Below are 15,893 nucleotides of genomic sequence, written 5' to 3'. Positions count from 1 at the left end.
TTTTGCTGGAGGTCTCATGCGCAATCGTCCAGTCTCCTTCTTCGTTGCCGGAGCCGCCGGCGCAGCGACGCTGACGGCCGCCTCAGCACCGTCGCCGCTCTATCCGGTCTATCAGCGCCTCTGGGGTTTTTCCGCGTTCACGCTGACGGTCATCTTCGCCGTCTACGTCTTCGCACTGCTCGCCGCCTTGCTGACCGTCGGCTCGCTCTCGGACCGGGTAGGACGTCGGCCGGTCGCCTCCGCAGCCCTGGTGCTTCTCGCGCTGGGCATGCTGCTCTTCGCGATCGCCGCAGGTACCGGCGACCTACTGGCCGCGCGCATCGTGCAGGGTTTCGCCGTCGGTGCTGCCACCGGCACCACGACAGCCATGATCATGGATTCGGCCCCCAGCCCGCGGTTCGGCTCGATCGTGAGCAGCGCGGTCCCGGCCCTGGGAATCGCGATCGGCGCGGTCCTCGCCGGCGCCCTGGTGCAGTTCGCGCCCTTCCCGCGTCAACTCGTCTTCTGGATCCTCGCCGTCGTCTATCTAGTGCTGGCAGCGCTGGTGTGGCTGGTCCCCGAACGCGCTCGCCCCGAGTCGGCATCGCCCGGATCGATCTGGCGGTCGCTGCTGCCCAGCGCCGGACTTCCGCCGGCCACACGGCCGGTCTTCTTCGCACTGCTTCCCTCGATCGGCGCGACGTGGGCGCTTGCCGGGCTGTATCTGTCGCTCGGGTCGTCGATACTGGGCACCCTCCTGGACGTGCGAAGTCATTTCGTCGTCGGCATCGTGCTGGCAGTGTTCTTCGCCGCCGGCATTTCGGGCACCGCTGTCTCGACGGCCCTGCCGCCGCGACTTCAAGAACGGCTTGGCTACGGAACTCTCGCGGTCGGCGTCCTGGCCACCATCGCGGCGACGATGATGGGTGCGTTGCCCCTCTACGTGGCCGGGGCGGTGGTCGCGGGGTTCGGCTTCGGCGCGGCGTTCCGGTTCGCCATCAACGCGCTCGGCGAGGCGGCGCCGGAGACCCAGCGAGGACAGGTCTTCGCGACGATGTACATCGTCAGCTACCTCGCGTTCAGCGTGCCGGCGCTCGCGGCCGGGCTTGCCGCCGAACGGTTCGGGCTCAAACCGACAGCCGTCGCGTACGGGGCGTTGGAAGTCGCCCTGGTGCTGATCGCCTTGGTGGCCGGGATCGTCCGGGCGCGCCGGCGGGTGAGCGAGAACGATCTTCACGCCGGCGTGGCGTCGACCTTGGTTTCGCGTACGTTCAGCACGCCTCGTCACACCACGCACTACCTTGAGTGCGGGCCGACCGGCGGACCGTTGATGATCTTCCTGCACGGCTGGCCGGAAATCGGTTTGGTCTGGCGCGCTCAGATGGACGCGTTCGCCGCCGACGGCTGGCACTGCGTCGCTCCCGATCTACGCGGCTACGGCAAATCGTCCGCCCCGGCGGCCCACGACGCCTACACCATCAACGAACTGGTGACGGACATGGCGGAACTCCATGACCACCTCGGCGGAAAAACCGCCATCTGGGTCGGCCACGACTGGGGCAGCATCGTGGCCGGTGCGTTGGCCGCACATGAACCCAGGCGCTGCCGTGCTCTCGTGCTGACCTCCTGGGCGTATTTCCCCGACGCGAACAGCCTGACCACGCTTGTCCCGTTGGTCGACCGGACCATTTACCCGGCTGGCCAGTACCCCGACGGTCAATGGGACTACTACCGCTTCTACACGACGCACTTCGAGACGGCGGTCAACGACCTCAACGCCGACCAGGCGGCAACACTGGCCTCGATCTATCGATCGGGCACCCCCGACGCCGTCGGCAAGGTCTCACCATCCGCAACAGTCACACGCCAGGGAGGCCGCTTCGGCGCCGCACACCAGGCCCCGCCCACACAACCCGACCCGGCTCTCTGGCCGCCGGCCGACTTCGACATGCTGGTAGAAGCGTTCAAGGCTCACGGCTTCGGTCCATCCTGTGCGTGGTACACCAACGATGACGCCAACATCGCCTATGCCCGCAAAGCACCCGACGGCGGCCGCCTGTCACAACCGGTGCTGTTCATCAACGGCGAGTGGGACGTGATCTGCACCATCACCGGAAATCGCCAAGGCGACCCGATGCGCGCAGCCTGCGCAGACCTCGCTGTCGTCTCGATACCCGCCGGCCATTGGCTACCGCTGGAACGCAAAGCGGAACATATCCAGGCCATCCGCACCTGGCTCCGAAGCAACAGCCTTCAACCCGGAACTGTATGAGCTTCATCCCGTTCGAGGTCGCAGATGCGGCCCGAAGCCGCCGACTCAAATAGCCACATGGCCCCGGTGACCGGCAGCGAGATGTGCGGCGGCCGGCGGGCGGCGACCGAGAACAGGGCGAATTCGAGGAAGTTGCTCAGCCCACAGGCGAAGTGGCGAAGGCGTGCCATTTCGCGGCTTGCCTGCTGGCCTGTTTGAGCACCCGGGCCTGCTCGTGAGGGGCAGGCCAGAGCTGCAGCAGATAGCGGTCAGTCTGCGGCTCGTCGTCGTCGCGGTTGTTCAGGCCGAATGCGGCGTCCATCTCCGCGGCCGAGTACCGCACGCGGTAGTCAGCCACCTCCAGTCCCAAATCCCACTGGCGTTTGCCATTCCACTGCCGCAGCCTCGTCTCGTCCGACAGCGGCCGGAACGGGACCTCAACGATGTCCTCCCAGGTCTCGTCCAGCCCGGGTCGGCTGTCATGCAGTTCGGCAGTGAAGCCGACGCCGCCATTCTGCAGGCCGGTCTGCAGAAGCAGGCTCCCGCCTCTCGCGCCCCCGCAAAGCCCGACACCCTCTTGCCCGGCAAAGGCATCCCACAGATCGAACGGGTCGCTGTCACTTCTGCTCTCGACAAAGATCTGGCCGTAGTCAACCTCGACCTCGTCACTGAAAAGCAATCTCATTCTGTCGTCCTCCCATCGGCGGCGCCTTTACGGCCGACGTGAGTGCTGGCAGGTTCCAACGTTTCTTCGATTGCAATCAGTGCCACATCAGATTCCCGGTCCCTGCAGCAGCTCACTCAACGGCGTTGAGCGAGAGCGTACACCGATCGCTCAACGCCTGTATAGTGAGATCCATGACCGGGACCTCCCGCGACGTCAAACGGGCCCGCACCGCACAGCGCATCCTCGAAGCCGCCCGGCAGGAGTTCGCGACGCGCGGCTTCGACGGGGCGACGATCCGGGGCATCGCCGGCGTGGCGGGAGTGGACGCCTCGCTGGTGATGCAGCATTTCGGGTCGAAGGGTGCCCTGTTCAACGCGGCGGTTCAGCTGCCCGACAACAGCAGCAACCTCGCCGCCGAGCACCTTCTGGACGTCCTCACCGTACGGCTGGGCGAACTGCCCCCGGAGACCGCCGCCCTGGTCCGGTCCATGCTCACCGTGCCCGAAGCCGCCGACGCGATGCGGGCCTACCTCGACGAACGCGTCGACAACCTCACCAGGTCACTGGACGGCGACGACGCACACCTGCGCGCACTGATCACGGTGAGCGGCATCCTCGGCCTGACGATCACGCAGCACTTTCTGAAGCTGCGCGCCTTCGACGACGTCTCCCACGACGCTCTGCTCCAGGCCGCGCGAGGCTGGATCGCACATCTGTCAGACGACTCGTGAGCCGGTCGTACAACTGCTCCGGCCGGTACCCGTCCCGATAGGTGCGGGCACTCGACTCGGTAGAGGTTGATCCGCCATGCACCGACCACGCCGCGACGAGCCCGTGGCCACCTTGATATCGACCTGACCGCCTGGCCCGCCCCGGTGGTTGGCTCTTCGGCGGGGACCTGGACATCGCGAACCGGAGCGGTCGCCGGCTCGGCCTGCGCACCACCAGGCGGCTCCTGACGATGGCGATCTCACTCTACAGCCGTTGAGCGATTGGTGTACCGTCTTCGCTCAACGGCGGTTGAGTGGACTGCCGCAGCGAGCCGGGAGGCCTTGATGTGGCACTGATCGCGATCGAAGAACACTGGAATCTGCCCGCCCTCACGTCGGCCGTGAAGGCGCTGCCGGAGGACTACGGTGACCCGAGCGTGCTGTTCGACGAGATGGGCGACAACCTCGAACGCCTCCACGACATCGGCGACGCCCGGATCGCGGCGATGGACGCCCAAGGCGTCGACCTGCAGATCCTCTCCCTGACACCGCCGGGCACACACCCACTGGAGCCGACGCGGGCACGGGCACTCAGCGAGCGGGCCAACGACGTCGCCGCCGAGGCCGTCAGCCGGCACCCCACACGGCTACGAGCGTTCTCCACCCTGCCGATGGCCGACCCGAAAGCCGCCGTCGCCGAACTCGAACGCGCCGCCGGCCTCGGGTTCGTCGGAACGATGGTCTACGGACGGACCGGCGAGACACCTCTGGACGATCCGCGCTACGACGACCTGTTTGCCGCGGCCGCAGCCCTGCGACAACCGATCTTCATCCACCCGCAGATCCCTTCGCGCCCGACCCGTCTGGCCGCCTACAGCGGCTTCGACCCGATGACCGACCTGGCCCTGGCGACGTTCGGGTGGGGCTGGCACGTCGAGGCGGCCGTCGCCGCCCTGCGCCTGATCGTCCGCGGCACCTTCGACCGTCATCCGGACCTGCAACTCGTGCTCGGTCACTGGGGCGAACTGCTGTTGTTCTGGACGGATCGAGTCGACGGCCTCTCCCGCATCGCGGGCCTGGAGCGGAAGGTGTCGGACTACATCCGCTCCAACTTCCACATCACCAGCTCCGGAATGCTCAATCCCACGCTGCTGCGACATGCCCTCGATGTCACGACGCCCGACCGCCTGTTGTTCTCGACCGACTACCCCTTCCAACGGCCGGTCAGGGAGGGGATCGAGCAGTTCCTCACCGCGTTCCCCGCCGACGACCGCGAGAAGTTCACCGCGGGCAACGCCTGTGCCCTGTTCGGTATCAGCCTCACAACGAAGTAGAAAAGGACAGCAGCCATGACTCCTCAGCGAAATGGCACACCAACAGGCACGGTCGTTCTCGGCGGTGGCGGCACCGTCGGGGTCGCCTGGCAGACCGGCCTGCTCGCCGGGCTGCGCGAAGCCGGCATCGAGCTGGCGGGAGCTTCGGCGATCGTCGGCACCTCCGCCGGAGCCCTGGTCGGTGCGCTGCTGGCCAGTGGCCGGGACGTCACCGGCGCCCTCGCCATCCTCGCAGCAGTCGGGCAGAAGCTCGACGTCGATAGCATGACGGCGGGCTCGGAAAGCTTTCTGAACGCATCACGCCAAGCCGCCCTCGCCGCCGACCCGCAGCAAGCACTCCGCGCGGTCGGCGCCGCAGTACAGCAGGCCCCGACCACGCTTACCGAAGCCGACTACCTCGGGCTGCTCGACACGTTCGACGGCGCCGCCTGGCCGGCCGGGTTCCGATGCACGGCGATCAACACCGACACCGGCGAATTCGTCGTGTGGGACGAAGAATCCGGTGTGCCGCTGTTGCACGCCGTCGCCGCCAGCTGCGTTGTCCCGATGCTGTTTCCGCCCGTCACCATCAACGGAGTTCGCTACATGGACGGTGGCCTCCTCAACCACCTCAACGCCACGGTGGCCCCGCCAAGCGACGTTGTCGTGGTCGTGTCCTGCCATCCCATCGGTACTCCCGGTGGCGTAGTCGACAACACTCGGGCCGCTTCGGACATCCGGGCGGACGCTGAAGTGGCCGAGTTGCGCGGAACCACACGACTGATCGCTGTGGAGCCCGACTTCAGCGACCTCGAGGCGCCGGTGAGTATGCTGGACCCACAGATCGCCGGCCGGGCTCTGCACATCGGCAAGCGCCAGGCAGAACACGAAGCAGCAACAATCCGGGCGGCCTGGGACCTCTGAAATCCTACGGATCAGACGCTCGCATCCGGCAATACTCGCTCCCATCAGGCGGCGGACGACAACAGCGGTGCTGAGTGAGTGTTTATCTGGCTCCCATGTGGACGGTGGTGGCGTGATCAGGGCGGTCGGGTCGGGCAGGGCGGTGCGGTGTCGTCGCGCCGTGGTCTTGGACGATCTTCGGATGACCGCGGCTCGGGCGTGGGGGGCCGGTCCGCGACGGTTCTCGTCGCGCGCCGGCCGAGCTGATTGGATAGTCCCTATGACGATCTTGGATGTGCTCGACGGCCTCGCACGGGTAGCCGCCGCCCCCACCCCTGACCAGTACGCGCTCCCGACCCCGTCGGCGGGCCTCGACGTGTTGGGCTTGCGGCGGCACCTTACCGGCGGGCTCCTCTACTTCGACGTCGCCTTCCGTGATCCCGGCGCCGAGAACAACGGAGCCGATCCGCACGCGTACTCCGGGCCCGACGACCTCGAAGTCGTCCTCGCGCGGCTCTCCGGGACTCTGCGGACCGCCCTGGACGCCGGAGTCGAGACGACCGTCGTGAACGTGCCCCACCTGGGCGGGTCCTTCCCCGGCGGCATCGTCGTGGACATGCTGCTGATCGAGGTGATCACCCACGGGTGGGAGCTGGCTCGGGCCGTCGGCCGGCCCTGGCAGCCGGACGAGGCGACCGCCGCTCAGGCCCTCGTCTTCTACCAGGCGACCATCAAGCCGGAATGGCGCGGCCCGGGCATGGCGTTCGGCCCCGAGGTTCCGATCGCGGACGACGCGCCCACGATGGACCGGGTCGTCGCCTTCGCGGGGCGGGACCCGGGGTGGACGCCCGCCAGGTGATGGACCCGGCAGGCCGGCGTGAAGAGGACCGCTGCTGGGTACGCGCCGGGATGCCGGTGGCGCTCAGGCGGCGGCCGACGCTGATGTAGCCGAGTCCGACGATCAGCTCGATCAGCAGGTAGGCCGCGCCGAGCACGGCCAGGTTCAGGCCGGCCCCGGCGGCCGTGGTGTCTTCTACACCGACCACCTCTGACCATCCTCCATTATGGACAGCGCTGTGAACCGGATTGGGTCGTTGAGCGCGGCGGCGGTGATCGGTCGCTGGGTCGCGGCCATCAGCGACGTCTGGTCCGCGCTGAGGTCCTGGGCGAACTGGCCGGATCGGTCGGTGCGGTCAGGGCGTCGGCCAGGCGGCCATGGCCAGTTCCGCGGTGTCGCTGAGTTCTGCCGCCGTGGCGCCGTCGCGTGCGCGCTGGGACATGCCGTCCATCCGCCAGGCGGTTGCGCATCGGTCAGGCGCGAATCAGGCGGCGAAGCGGTTCACCTTCTCCGGGTGCAGGACGATACGTACGGTGCCGGTGGTCCGCCACTCGTCGAGGAACTTTCCGTAGGCCGGGTCGCTCAGGTCCCAGTAGCGGCCGGCGAGACGTGTTGCCAGCTCGACGCCGCCGTGCTCGTGGAGGGTGACCGGCCCCTCAACCGATACCCAGTGCTCCGGCTCGCCGACGGGGGCGGCAACCACGACGGAGGCGCGTGGATGTTCGCGAAGGCGGTCGAGCTTCGGCGCGCCCACCACGGAGAACATCTCCACGTCGCCGCCGGTCGCCTCGAACCACACGGGGCGGGGTGCGGGCCAGCGGTCACCGTGCGGTGCGACGGTCAGGAACGCGTACAGCGGACGGGCGAGCAGTGCTAGATCATCGTCGCGGAACATGATCCCTAACGTAGACGGCATTGCGGCGTGCGAAAAGAAGCGCGCCGCACGCTGACTCAGGGTCGCCGCAGTTCAGGGGAACCAGCACCTGCGTGCGCCGTAACTGGAGTGGCGGGGACACGGCCCGCCGTGAGTGCTGGTCCTGTCTTTCGGGTCCACCACCAGACGATGGCGGTGATGACGATGACGGTGAAGGTGGGGACGAGCTGGTACGGCGTGCCGGCTCCGGCTGAGCGGTCCTGCAGTGCACCACCGAGATCCAGCCGCAGGGATGTGGCCAGGATCAAGGAGAACGTGTTGAGTACGGCGTGGAGCATGACCGCGATCTCGAGCCCGCCGGTGCGCCAGGTGATGACGGCCAGTCCGGTCCAGAGCACGAAGTACCAGATGATGATGTACGGATCGGTTGAGCCGTGTAGGGCCGTGAACAGCACGCTCGAGGCCAGCACCCCGGCGACCAGTCCGGCCCGTGGGCTGCGGGTCCAGCTTCCGATGACGCGGAAGATCAGTCCACGTACGCCGTATTCCTCGCCCGCCGACTGCAGCGGGGTGAAAAGCATCGTGGCGAGGAAGATGGCGATGAGGTCGGTGTGCGACCAAGGGAACTCGTCAGCGGGCGCGAGGGCTCCGAAGATGTTCACGACCAGCCAGGCGGGGCCGAGGATGAGCAGCGACTTGCCGAGCAGGTCGAAGCGGAACCGCGACGTCACGGAGTGCAGAGATGCGCCGGGTACGCCGAAGAGCCACCGCTGGATGAGCATGCTCCACGGTATGAGCAGGCCGAGGGAGATCATCGAGCTGGCGTGGTAGAGCGGCGTGTAGTCGGTGCCGCCCAGGATCGGCGGGGTTTTGCCCAGCTGTACGTCGATGAGCGCAACCGCCCTGCCGATGACCGTCGGGAAGATGACGAGCCCGGCCAGCAGAAGAATGATCGCGAGAATGCCGCGACCGATCCGGCGTTTGTCGCCTGCGAGTACCCGGTGGTATTCCACTCCGGCTGGAACTGGCGGCCCATTGCGGGGCACGCCCGGAGTGAGTAGCCAGTTCGGCTCGATCATCGTGGTCATGGCGTCCTCTTATCGGGGGTGTGGTTATTTTCCCGGCTTGGTGCGCTTCGCCTTGCCGCTGCCCGTGTCGGTACGGGAGGTCGACGGCATAGCCGCCAGTCCTCGATCACGTTTCCTCACTCGTCGTTGACCGTCGCCACCCCACTAACACACTGTGCTAGTGGCGACGCTAGCACAGTGTGCTAGTACGCTGCGGCAGGAGGTGGCTGGTGACACAGGACGACGAGGGCACCGGCTCGCGGGAACGGATTCTCGCGGCCGCGGCGGCGATGTTCGCAGAGGATGTGACGGTGAGACTGAGCGTGCGTGCGGTCGCGGCACGGGCCGGGGTGAGCACGGGCTCGCTCAGGTTCCACTTTCCGACCCAGCGCGCGTTGCAGGACGCACTGCTCACCAGAATTTACGCTCAGGTGTTCCCGGACAGCCCGATCCACGACCGATCGCTACCCGCCCGGGATCGACTGGTCAACTGCCTCCGGCAGGTGCTCGCCCCGGCCGGCGTCGGGGAGCAGGCACGTGAGGCGTGGACCAAGGCGTACCAGACGTATATCGCGTCCGACCCGACCGAGGATGTGCGCGCGGCGTATCTCGCCATGGAGCAGGGAGGTTGGCGCAGTGTCGAGTACTGGCTGACGGTTCTCGCTGACGAAGGCGCGCTGCCCGAGGGTGACCACGCACGCCGGGTGAAATTTCTCCTCACCGTCCTCAACGGACTCTCGATCGAGCGAGCCCTGCCCGCCGAGGATTCGATCCTGAGGTCCGAGACCGAAACCCTCTATATGGCCGTCGACTGCGTCCTCAACCCTTGAACCGCGTGCGGGCGGCTCCTCACGAGGCGGGTTCGCAAGGCAATCTGTCCAGGGTCAGAGCTTCGGCGCGCAGGCGCCGATGACGTGACCTTCTTCGGACACGACGGCAATGGTCCGCCACCGGTCGAAGGCGCCGCACGGGTGGCTGATGCCGATGCTCAGGGCGTCGCCTGGGCGCAGGGTGGAGTTCGGCGGGACCCGGATCATCGCGTGCTGGTCGTTGATCCGGACGACCTTGGCCTCGGTCGGGCGCTTCTCCCCGCCGCCGTCGAAGACGCCGAGCACCACCGGAAGCCGATCGTCGGTCGGAACGTGGCGCCGGCCGAACCCCGCGACCGCCAATTCGGGTTCGGGGCGGGACAGCACCGTGGCGATGAGTTCGAGGGCCGGCGACAGCCGAGGGACCTCGGGGCCGGCGGCGCGGCCGTCGAATGGCGATGTGTCACGGTAGACGCCATGGTCGTGGGTGACGTAGCACCCGGCCCTCAGCACGGTCGTCGTGTCGAACGCGAAACGGGCGGGTCCGAGCTCCTGCACCACCAGGTCGGGGAAGGCGGATCCGCCGGCTGTCACGATCGGTGTCCTCGGGAACAAGCCTGCCGCTTCGATGGCCACGACAGCGGTCCGGGCCTTGCTCAGGATGTCGATCACGGGAGCCGTCGCGGAGTCACCCCGCGCCGGCGTGAGGCCCTCGAAGCAGGCCACGCCGCGCAGCTCGAGCCGAGGGGAGCCCCACACCCCGGCCTCGGCCTGGAGGTCGATCACATATGCCGACATCGACGTCTTGGAATGCGGCGCGCAGCACTCCCTGCGCCGCGCAGTAACGCGCCATCAGCCTGATGTTGGCCCGGACGGCGTCGTCGTGGATCAGCATCGCCGGGCGGTCGAGGACGTCGAGGGCGTGACCGGCGGCCGGGACCTCGTCGACGCCGGTCACCGGCCGACCAGGGTCAACGCCGCGTCGACGATGGAGGCGACATCGATCCGATGGATCTTGTACGCGTCCGGCAGGCTCGACGGCTGACCGAAGTCACTGACCCCCAGGCAGCAGATCCGGTCGCCACGGGCCGAGGCCAGGAAGGACAAGGTGTGCGGGGGTCTGGGCCTCGAACACCGCCGGCAACGGCGCCTCCACCCTCGTGCAGCAGAACGACGGCAACCTCGTTCTCTACCGCGACAGCGACGGCGTCGCCGTGTGGGCCGGCGGCACCTGCTGCCGATAACAGCGACGGCCCGGGCCGCCACCTGCGGCCCGGGCCACAAAAGCATGGCTTCCCGGGGGACCGACCCAGGTTGAAGAACAGCCTGAGACCGTCAGAGCTCCCTGACATGATCCTGATATTGAGTTGGCAAAATGCCGCACATGCGAATGAGACATATCTGTGCGGTGGTACTGCCTGTTGTGCTCTCAGCTGGGTTGATCTCGGCCGGGGCTCGCCTCGGGGCGTCCGCGGACGAACAATCGCGCAGCGGCGACCCGGCGGTCACCGTCGCCGAGTACGACCTCGGCGACACAGCTTTCACCGATTCGCAGTCGGGCACCGTGAGTGAGATCCGGGCGGTCGTGCACTACCCGCGGCATCCTGGCGCCCGGCTTCCGTTGATCATCCAGTCGCACGGCTCGTGGTGGGCCTGCGACTCCCAGGACGCCGCCGAGTGGCCCTGCGAGGGCGGAGCGAAGCCGTTCCCCAGCTACCGCGGGTACGACTACCTCGGTGCTGTCCTGGCCCGGCGCGGTTTCGTCGTGGCCTCGATCAGCGTGGACGGCGTGAACCAGACGTCCTTCGACTACGGCGACCGCGCCCGGCTTGTCAACGAGCACCTGCGACTGTGGGCGCAGCTCGCCGCCGGGCGCGGACCGCTCGTGAGCCGGCTCGGCGCGCTGACCGGGCGCGTCGATGTCGGAAACGTCGGCACGATGGGCCACTCGCGCGGCGGTAAGGCCGCTATGTGGCAGGCCTCCGACAAGCACCGCGCCGAGTGGCCCGCTGGGGTCACGGTCCGGGCGGTGCTGCCGCTGGCCCCGGTCAAGTTCGACGATCCCGAAGGGGACAACAGCGATACGCTCGTCACGAGAATCCCGGTCGGTGTCGTCACCGGCACCTGTGACGGTGCGGTCGGTGAGCGTGGACAGGAATACCTGGACGACGTCGTCGGCAGAACCCGGCAACCCGCGTATTCGGTGTCGCTGACCGGCGCCAACCACAACTACTTCAACACTCGGTGGACGCCGCCGAGTCTCTTCGGCGACGACGACAGCACGTGCCCGGCCGCGGAGCTGACCCCCGCGGTTCAGCAGTCGGCCTTGACCGCCTATGCCGTGGCGTTCTACGAGCGCTCCCTGCACGGCGACCGCTCGTACGACGCTGTGCTCAACGGCAAGCGTCCGTTGCCCGGTGTCACCTCGGCGACCCGGGTGGTCTCCGCGTCCCGGGGCTGACCATGGGCGTGCGCGGCTGCCGGCCGGGGTAGTGGCGGCTGCCACGGCGGCGATGGCCAGAAACGCTCGATGTATTGCCCGTTTGAGACCTGGTTGCGCGGATCGTGGGCTTCTCCGGGCGGGTGCCTCTAGTGTTCCCCTCTCCGGAGGATCTCCGGAGAGGGGTCATTGCGCCCGCCGTTTCCGCCTCGCGACGGCCGGTGCTCGCTGTAGATCTGAGGAGACGCCGTGTTGCTCGTGCGTGACGAGGTCCTTCGCGCTCATCACATGAGCCTTGTGGAGTCTCATCTGCGAACGGTCAGAGCGGTCCACGCCGGTACGGATGACCTGAGCGCACTGCAGGCGCGGAAGTTGCTCGACACGCTCGCTGTCGCGGCTCACTCGAGGCTCCATGCGGAGTCGTTGCGGGACTGGCGGGACGACCGTACGCTCGCCGAGGCCCGCGCGCTGCCGGCCGATGTGGTGCTCACCAAGCTGTTGTCCAGCGTGCCGCTGCTCGACCGTGGGGAGTTGCGCGCCCGGTCTCGTGACGCGTTCACCCGGCAGGTGACCAGTTTCCTGCACTACTACGAATCCTCGGGTACGACCGGCGACCCGGTGGCCGCGCCGAAGGCCGTCGACGACCTGGTCGTCAACACGATGAACATCGGCGAGATGTGGGGCCGGATTCTCGACCCGTCGGATACGGCGCTGATCCTGATCAATGGTCCTTTCGCTCCTGCCGGTTACCAGTTCGAGAAGGTCCTGGAATATCTCGGGGTCCTGTCGATGCGGCTGTGGGTCGACAACGTCACCGGCGACTACACCCGAGTGCTCCGGCTGGCCGCGGACCTGCAGGCCAATGTGTACGTGGGCACGGCCTCGCGCCTGCTGGAGCTGGTGCACTTCGCGGTCCGCAACGGCACGCCGCCGCCGCGCTTCGACCGGCTGCTGCTGATGGCCGAGCAGACCGGCGACAGCCTGCTACGGCACCTGGAACAGCTGACCGGAGCGACCGCGTACGTCGCCTCCTACGGCTCATCCGAGACCGGTACCACGGCGGTGACCTGCGAGCGCGGACGCCTGCATCTGCAGTTGCAGAGCTATCTGCTGGAACTGCACGATGAACGGGGTACCCGGCTGGTGGACGGGGGGCCGGACAGCGGCGAACTGGTCGTCACCACCCTGGATCTGCCGGCCCGGCCGCTGGTGCGCTACCGGACCGGTGACCTGGTCCGGACGACGGGCGAACCGTGCCCGTGTGGTCTCGCACTGCCGGTGATGCGTACGCTCGGCCGGCGACAGGATGTGATCACGTTCGGCGGCGTGAACGTACGGCAGGAGGACTTCGAGGCGGAACTGTGGTCCGGCGCCGGCGGAGGGCCGATCGTCCTCGATTACATGCTGGTCGTCCGGGGCCGCGAGGTGGTCTGCCTGGTGACCACCGACCAGCCACCGAGTGACTCGTGGGTCGCCGCCACGACCGATCGTCTCGGCTCGTCCTTCGCGGGGCGGCGCTTCGGGATCGGTGTCGTGAACGCGCTCCCACCGCTGGCAACGATGGGTTCCTACGTCGGCTGGAAGCTGTCGCGGATGCTGGACCTGGACGACGCGCGGGCGTGGAGCAGGCTTCCCGCGCCGATCGCAGCGGCGCTGCGAGAGACCCTGCGGCAGGTGGAGGCGTCCACCGGTCTGCGCCCGGCCCATCCCGACGGCACGCTCACCGAACCGGAAAGGATCACCGTTGATGGACGCTGACCGGAGCCCGATGTCCGAGGCGGACAAGACCCAGTTCGTGCTGGGTGTCTACTTCCGTACGCAGGCCGCGATCGAACGGTTCATGGGGGTGGACGGCCTGCCACAGTGGACCGAGCACGTCGCGGGTATCAACGCCGAAGCCGCCCGCAGGCGGGTGCCCGACGCCGCCGGACAGGCTCGTGATCTGCTGACCGGCCTGGAGTCCATGCTCGAGATCTACGGTTCGGACACCAGCCGTACGGAGACACCCGACCGTTCCCGGCTCACCGTGCGCCGCTGTGGCATCTATGACTACCGGGAGCGCGCCCAGCAGCAGGGCGTACAGCTCACTCTCAAGCGACCCTGCGAGTTCTGTGTCGACCTGCATCAGCGGACCGCCGACCACCTCGGCGTCACGGTCGAGCACGAGCTCGGCGAGCGCAGCTGCGAGTGGGTCTCCCACGTGCCGTCCGGCGACCAGGAGGGGTCGGCGTCGTGACGCAGAGCGACACGCTGCCCCTGCCGTACCGGCGCGATGCCGGCTGCCCGTTCGATCCCGACCCGGAGATGAGCCGACTGCGTGCGCACGAGCCGATCACCCGGATAACCATCAACGGTGGCGACGTCGTGTGGCTGGTCACCCGGTTCGACGACGGCCGGGACATCCTCGGCGACCGCCGGTTCAGCAGCGAGCTGACCCCACTGGGAATCGTCCTGCCCGAGCCGGGCAACCGTACGCTGGCCGAGGAGTTGCAGGTCCAGCAGCCCGGCACGTTCATCGAATGCGACCCACCGGAACACACCCGGCTGCGCCAGATGGTCGCCGGCGAGTTCAGCGCGCAACGGATGACGCGACTCCTGCCCCGGATCGAGGCCATCGTCGAGCACCACCTCGATGCGATGGCCGCCGCCGGGCCGCCGGTCGATCTGGTCAAGGAGTTCGCGCTGCCGGTGCCGTCGACGGTGATCTGCGAGATGCTCGGCGTACCGAAGGACTTCGATTTCGACTTCGCCGGCCACACCCGGATCATGACCGACGTGATGTCCAGCCTGGAGACGCTGATCCCGGCCCGGAACGCGCTACGTGCCGGGATGGGCGAACTCGTCGAGCGCAACAGGAAGCAGCCCGGCGACAACGTGCTCGGCCGGATCATCCAGGAGCACGGGGCCTCCGTCACCGATCAGGAGCTCGTCGGTATCGGCAACCTGCTGCTGGTCGCCGGGCACGAGACGACCGCGAACATGCTCGGCATCGGCACCCTCGCCCTGTTGCGCCATCCCGGACAGCTGGCGTTGCTGCGCGACGATCCGCACATCGTCGAGCGCGCCGTCGACGAACTCGTCCGGTACGTGTCGATCCCCAACCATGGGGAGATCAGGACCGCCACCGCCGACGTGACGGTCAACGGAACCCTGATCAGGGACGGCGAGCAGGTGCTGGTGGCGATTCCCTCCGCCAACCGGGATGAATCGAGGTTCCCGGACCCCGATCGGCTCGACTTCACCCGGGAACCCCGTACCCACCTGGCCTACGGCCACGGCGTGCACTATTGCGTCGGCGTTCCGCTGGCCCGCCTGGAGATGCACCTGGCGTTTCCCGCCCTGCTGCGGAGGTTCCCGCAGTTACGGCTGGCTGTCCCCTTCGAGGACGTGTCGTACCGGCGATCCAATGTCACCTATGGCGTCCACTCGCTGCCGGTCGCCTGGTAGCGCAGGATCCCGTCACCGTTGCCCGGAGGCGATGAATGTCGAACATCACCGCAGTGCTGGCCCGGGTCGTGGTACCCGACCTCGACGCGGCGATTCCCTTGTACCAGGCCCTTTCGGGTGCCCCGGAGGTGCAGCGGTTCGCCTTCGCCGGCGTGGAACTGGCCAGCGTGGGCCCGTTCCTGCTGCTGTCCGGTCCGCACGCGGCCCGATACAACAACCGGGTGGCCACGCTGCTGGTCAACGATCTAGGCCCGGTGATCCGCGACATCACCGAGGCCGGCGGCGACATCCTGGACGGACCCAGCCCCGCCCCGAACGGCGCCCGGCTGATCGCGAGGAACCCGGACGGCGCGGTATTCGAATACATCGAGACCGGGCCACCAACATAGGAGCAGATCCCGCCAAGGCGGCATTCGCACTGCTGATCAACGCGGCCCCGGTGGCTCCATCCGCATTCTTCCGCCGGAAGTTTGCGGAACCCATACTGGACCGATGACGGTCGGGCGACTTCGCCGCAAGCGCTGGGCATGGGGAATTCCGGTGGCGTTCGTCGTGCTTGTCGCCGTCCTGATCGGTGTCCTGCCGCCCGAGGCCG

16 protein-coding genes are annotated in these 15,893 nt (G+C 67.8%); 12 read left to right on the top strand and 4 right to left on the bottom strand.

Annotated elements, in window-relative coordinates; all coding sequences use genetic code 11:
* The first annotated feature begins 16 nt into the window (after positions 1-16).
* Entirely contained in the window at positions 17-2,251 is a 2,235-nt protein-coding gene (locus AB0M54_RS29475; RefSeq protein WP_364474846.1) for an alpha/beta fold hydrolase, read from the top strand.
* 136 nt (positions 2,252-2,387) lie between these two features.
* On the opposite strand, the gene AB0M54_RS29470 is transcribed toward AB0M54_RS29475, so the two are convergent.
* Positions 2,388-2,915 carry a hypothetical protein gene (locus AB0M54_RS29470; protein WP_364324198.1) on the bottom strand — a complete coding sequence of 176 codons (528 nt, stop codon included), beginning with the start codon at positions 2,913-2,915 and terminating at the stop codon, positions 2,388-2,390.
* A 173-nt stretch (positions 2,916-3,088) separates the two neighbouring features.
* Here AB0M54_RS29470 and AB0M54_RS29465 point away from each other — a divergent pair, with 173 nt between their 5' ends.
* The 4 genes from AB0M54_RS29465 to AB0M54_RS29450 all read left to right on the top strand — a co-directional run bounded on the left by AB0M54_RS29465 (position 3,089) and on the right by AB0M54_RS29450 (position 6,682).
* On the top strand, positions 3,089-3,628 hold the full coding sequence (locus AB0M54_RS29465) for a TetR family transcriptional regulator (RefSeq protein ID WP_364324200.1): 540 nt from the start codon (positions 3,089-3,091) through the stop codon (positions 3,626-3,628).
* Positions 3,629-3,954: 326 nt separating this feature from the next.
* Complete coding sequence (locus tag AB0M54_RS29460) at positions 3,955-4,941, top strand: amidohydrolase family protein (RefSeq protein WP_364474844.1); 987 nt, start codon at positions 3,955-3,957, stop codon at positions 4,939-4,941.
* Positions 4,942-4,956: 15 nt separating this feature from the next.
* Positions 4,957-5,844: a patatin-like phospholipase family protein gene (locus AB0M54_RS29455; protein ID WP_364474842.1), complete on the top strand. Its 888-nt coding sequence runs from the start codon at positions 4,957-4,959 to the stop codon at positions 5,842-5,844.
* 259 nt (positions 5,845-6,103) lie between these two features.
* Complete coding sequence (locus tag AB0M54_RS29450; RefSeq protein WP_364474841.1) at positions 6,104-6,682, top strand: TIGR03086 family metal-binding protein; 579 nt, start codon at positions 6,104-6,106, stop codon at positions 6,680-6,682.
* Between the two features lie 463 nt (positions 6,683-7,145).
* Here AB0M54_RS29450 and AB0M54_RS29445 read toward each other — a convergent pair whose 3' ends face one another.
* Complete coding sequence (locus AB0M54_RS29445; protein WP_364324208.1) at positions 7,146-7,556, bottom strand: pyridoxamine 5'-phosphate oxidase family protein; 411 nt, start codon at positions 7,554-7,556, stop codon at positions 7,146-7,148.
* A 56-nt stretch (positions 7,557-7,612) separates the two neighbouring features.
* Positions 7,613-8,623, bottom strand: coding sequence for a CPBP family intramembrane glutamic endopeptidase (locus AB0M54_RS29440; protein WP_364474839.1), 1,011 nt, complete (start codon positions 8,621-8,623; stop codon positions 7,613-7,615).
* 209 nt (positions 8,624-8,832) lie between these two features.
* Here AB0M54_RS29440 and AB0M54_RS29435 point away from each other — a divergent pair, with 209 nt between their 5' ends.
* Positions 8,833-9,432, top strand: a complete 600-nt coding sequence (locus tag AB0M54_RS29435) for a TetR/AcrR family transcriptional regulator (RefSeq protein ID WP_364474838.1) — start codon at positions 8,833-8,835, stop codon at positions 9,430-9,432.
* A gap of 54 nt (positions 9,433-9,486) precedes the next feature.
* On the opposite strand, the gene AB0M54_RS29430 is transcribed toward AB0M54_RS29435, so the two are convergent.
* Positions 9,487-10,209, bottom strand: coding sequence for a hypothetical protein (locus AB0M54_RS29430; protein ID WP_364474836.1), 723 nt, complete (start codon positions 10,207-10,209; stop codon positions 9,487-9,489).
* A gap of 85 nt (positions 10,210-10,294) precedes the next feature.
* Here AB0M54_RS29430 and AB0M54_RS29425 point away from each other — a divergent pair, with 85 nt between their 5' ends.
* The 6 genes from AB0M54_RS29425 (at position 10,295) to AB0M54_RS29400 (ending at position 15,687) form a co-directional block, all read left to right on the top strand.
* A complete protein-coding gene (locus AB0M54_RS29425) occupies positions 10,295-10,456 on the top strand; it encodes a hypothetical protein (protein WP_364474834.1) in 162 nt (53 codons plus the stop codon).
* 378 nt (positions 10,457-10,834) lie between these two features.
* Positions 10,835-11,872 carry a hypothetical protein gene (locus AB0M54_RS29420; RefSeq protein ID WP_364474833.1) on the top strand — a complete coding sequence of 346 codons (1,038 nt, stop codon included), beginning with the start codon at positions 10,835-10,837 and terminating at the stop codon, positions 11,870-11,872.
* Positions 11,873-12,139: 267 nt separating this feature from the next.
* Positions 12,140-13,609, top strand: a complete 1,470-nt coding sequence (locus AB0M54_RS29415; RefSeq protein ID WP_364474831.1) for a hypothetical protein — start codon at positions 12,140-12,142, stop codon at positions 13,607-13,609.
* Positions 13,599-14,087, top strand: coding sequence for a hypothetical protein (locus tag AB0M54_RS29410; RefSeq protein WP_364474829.1), 489 nt, complete (start codon positions 13,599-13,601; stop codon positions 14,085-14,087). Before AB0M54_RS29415 ends, AB0M54_RS29410 begins: the two co-directional genes overlap by 11 nt.
* Positions 14,084-15,298, top strand: a complete 1,215-nt coding sequence (locus tag AB0M54_RS29405; protein ID WP_364474827.1) for a cytochrome P450 — start codon at positions 14,084-14,086, stop codon at positions 15,296-15,298. The genes AB0M54_RS29410 and AB0M54_RS29405 overlap by 4 nt, the downstream gene beginning before the upstream one ends.
* Positions 15,299-15,333: 35 nt before the next feature.
* Positions 15,334-15,687: a hypothetical protein gene (locus tag AB0M54_RS29400; RefSeq protein WP_364324226.1), complete on the top strand. Its 354-nt coding sequence runs from the start codon at positions 15,334-15,336 to the stop codon at positions 15,685-15,687.
* Positions 15,688-15,893: the final 206 nt, after the last annotated feature.

The organism is Actinoplanes sp. NPDC051470 (assembly GCF_040682035.1).
Lineage (GTDB): Bacteria > Actinomycetota > Actinomycetes > Mycobacteriales > Micromonosporaceae > Actinoplanes.
Note: the sequence above shows the minus strand (reverse complement) of the source record. Positions and strands in the feature narration are given on the sequence as shown.

Coding starts and splice junctions, on each gene's coding strand:
- AB0M54_RS29465 (WP_364324200.1), top strand. CDS start 3,089: ATGACCGGGACCTCCCGCGACGTCAAACGGGCCCGCACCGCACAGCGC.
- AB0M54_RS29400 (WP_364324226.1), top strand. CDS start 15,334: ATGTCGAACATCACCGCAGTGCTGGCCCGGGTCGTGGTACCCGACCTC.
- AB0M54_RS29455 (WP_364474842.1), top strand. CDS start 4,957: ATGACTCCTCAGCGAAATGGCACACCAACAGGCACGGTCGTTCTCGGC.
- AB0M54_RS29415 (WP_364474831.1), top strand. CDS start 12,140: ATGAGCCTTGTGGAGTCTCATCTGCGAACGGTCAGAGCGGTCCACGCC.
- AB0M54_RS29475 (WP_364474846.1), top strand. CDS start 17: ATGCGCAATCGTCCAGTCTCCTTCTTCGTTGCCGGAGCCGCCGGCGCA.
- AB0M54_RS29430 (WP_364474836.1), bottom strand. CDS start 10,209: ATGTCGGCATATGTGATCGACCTCCAGGCCGAGGCCGGGGTGTGGGGC.
- AB0M54_RS29410 (WP_364474829.1), top strand. CDS start 13,599: ATGGACGCTGACCGGAGCCCGATGTCCGAGGCGGACAAGACCCAGTTC.
- AB0M54_RS29470 (WP_364324198.1), bottom strand. CDS start 2,915: ATGAGATTGCTTTTCAGTGACGAGGTCGAGGTTGACTACGGCCAGATC.
- AB0M54_RS29450 (WP_364474841.1), top strand. CDS start 6,104: ATGACGATCTTGGATGTGCTCGACGGCCTCGCACGGGTAGCCGCCGCC.
- AB0M54_RS29445 (WP_364324208.1), bottom strand. CDS start 7,556: ATGTTCCGCGACGATGATCTAGCACTGCTCGCCCGTCCGCTGTACGCG.
- AB0M54_RS29440 (WP_364474839.1), bottom strand. CDS start 8,623: ATGACCACGATGATCGAGCCGAACTGGCTACTCACTCCGGGCGTGCCC.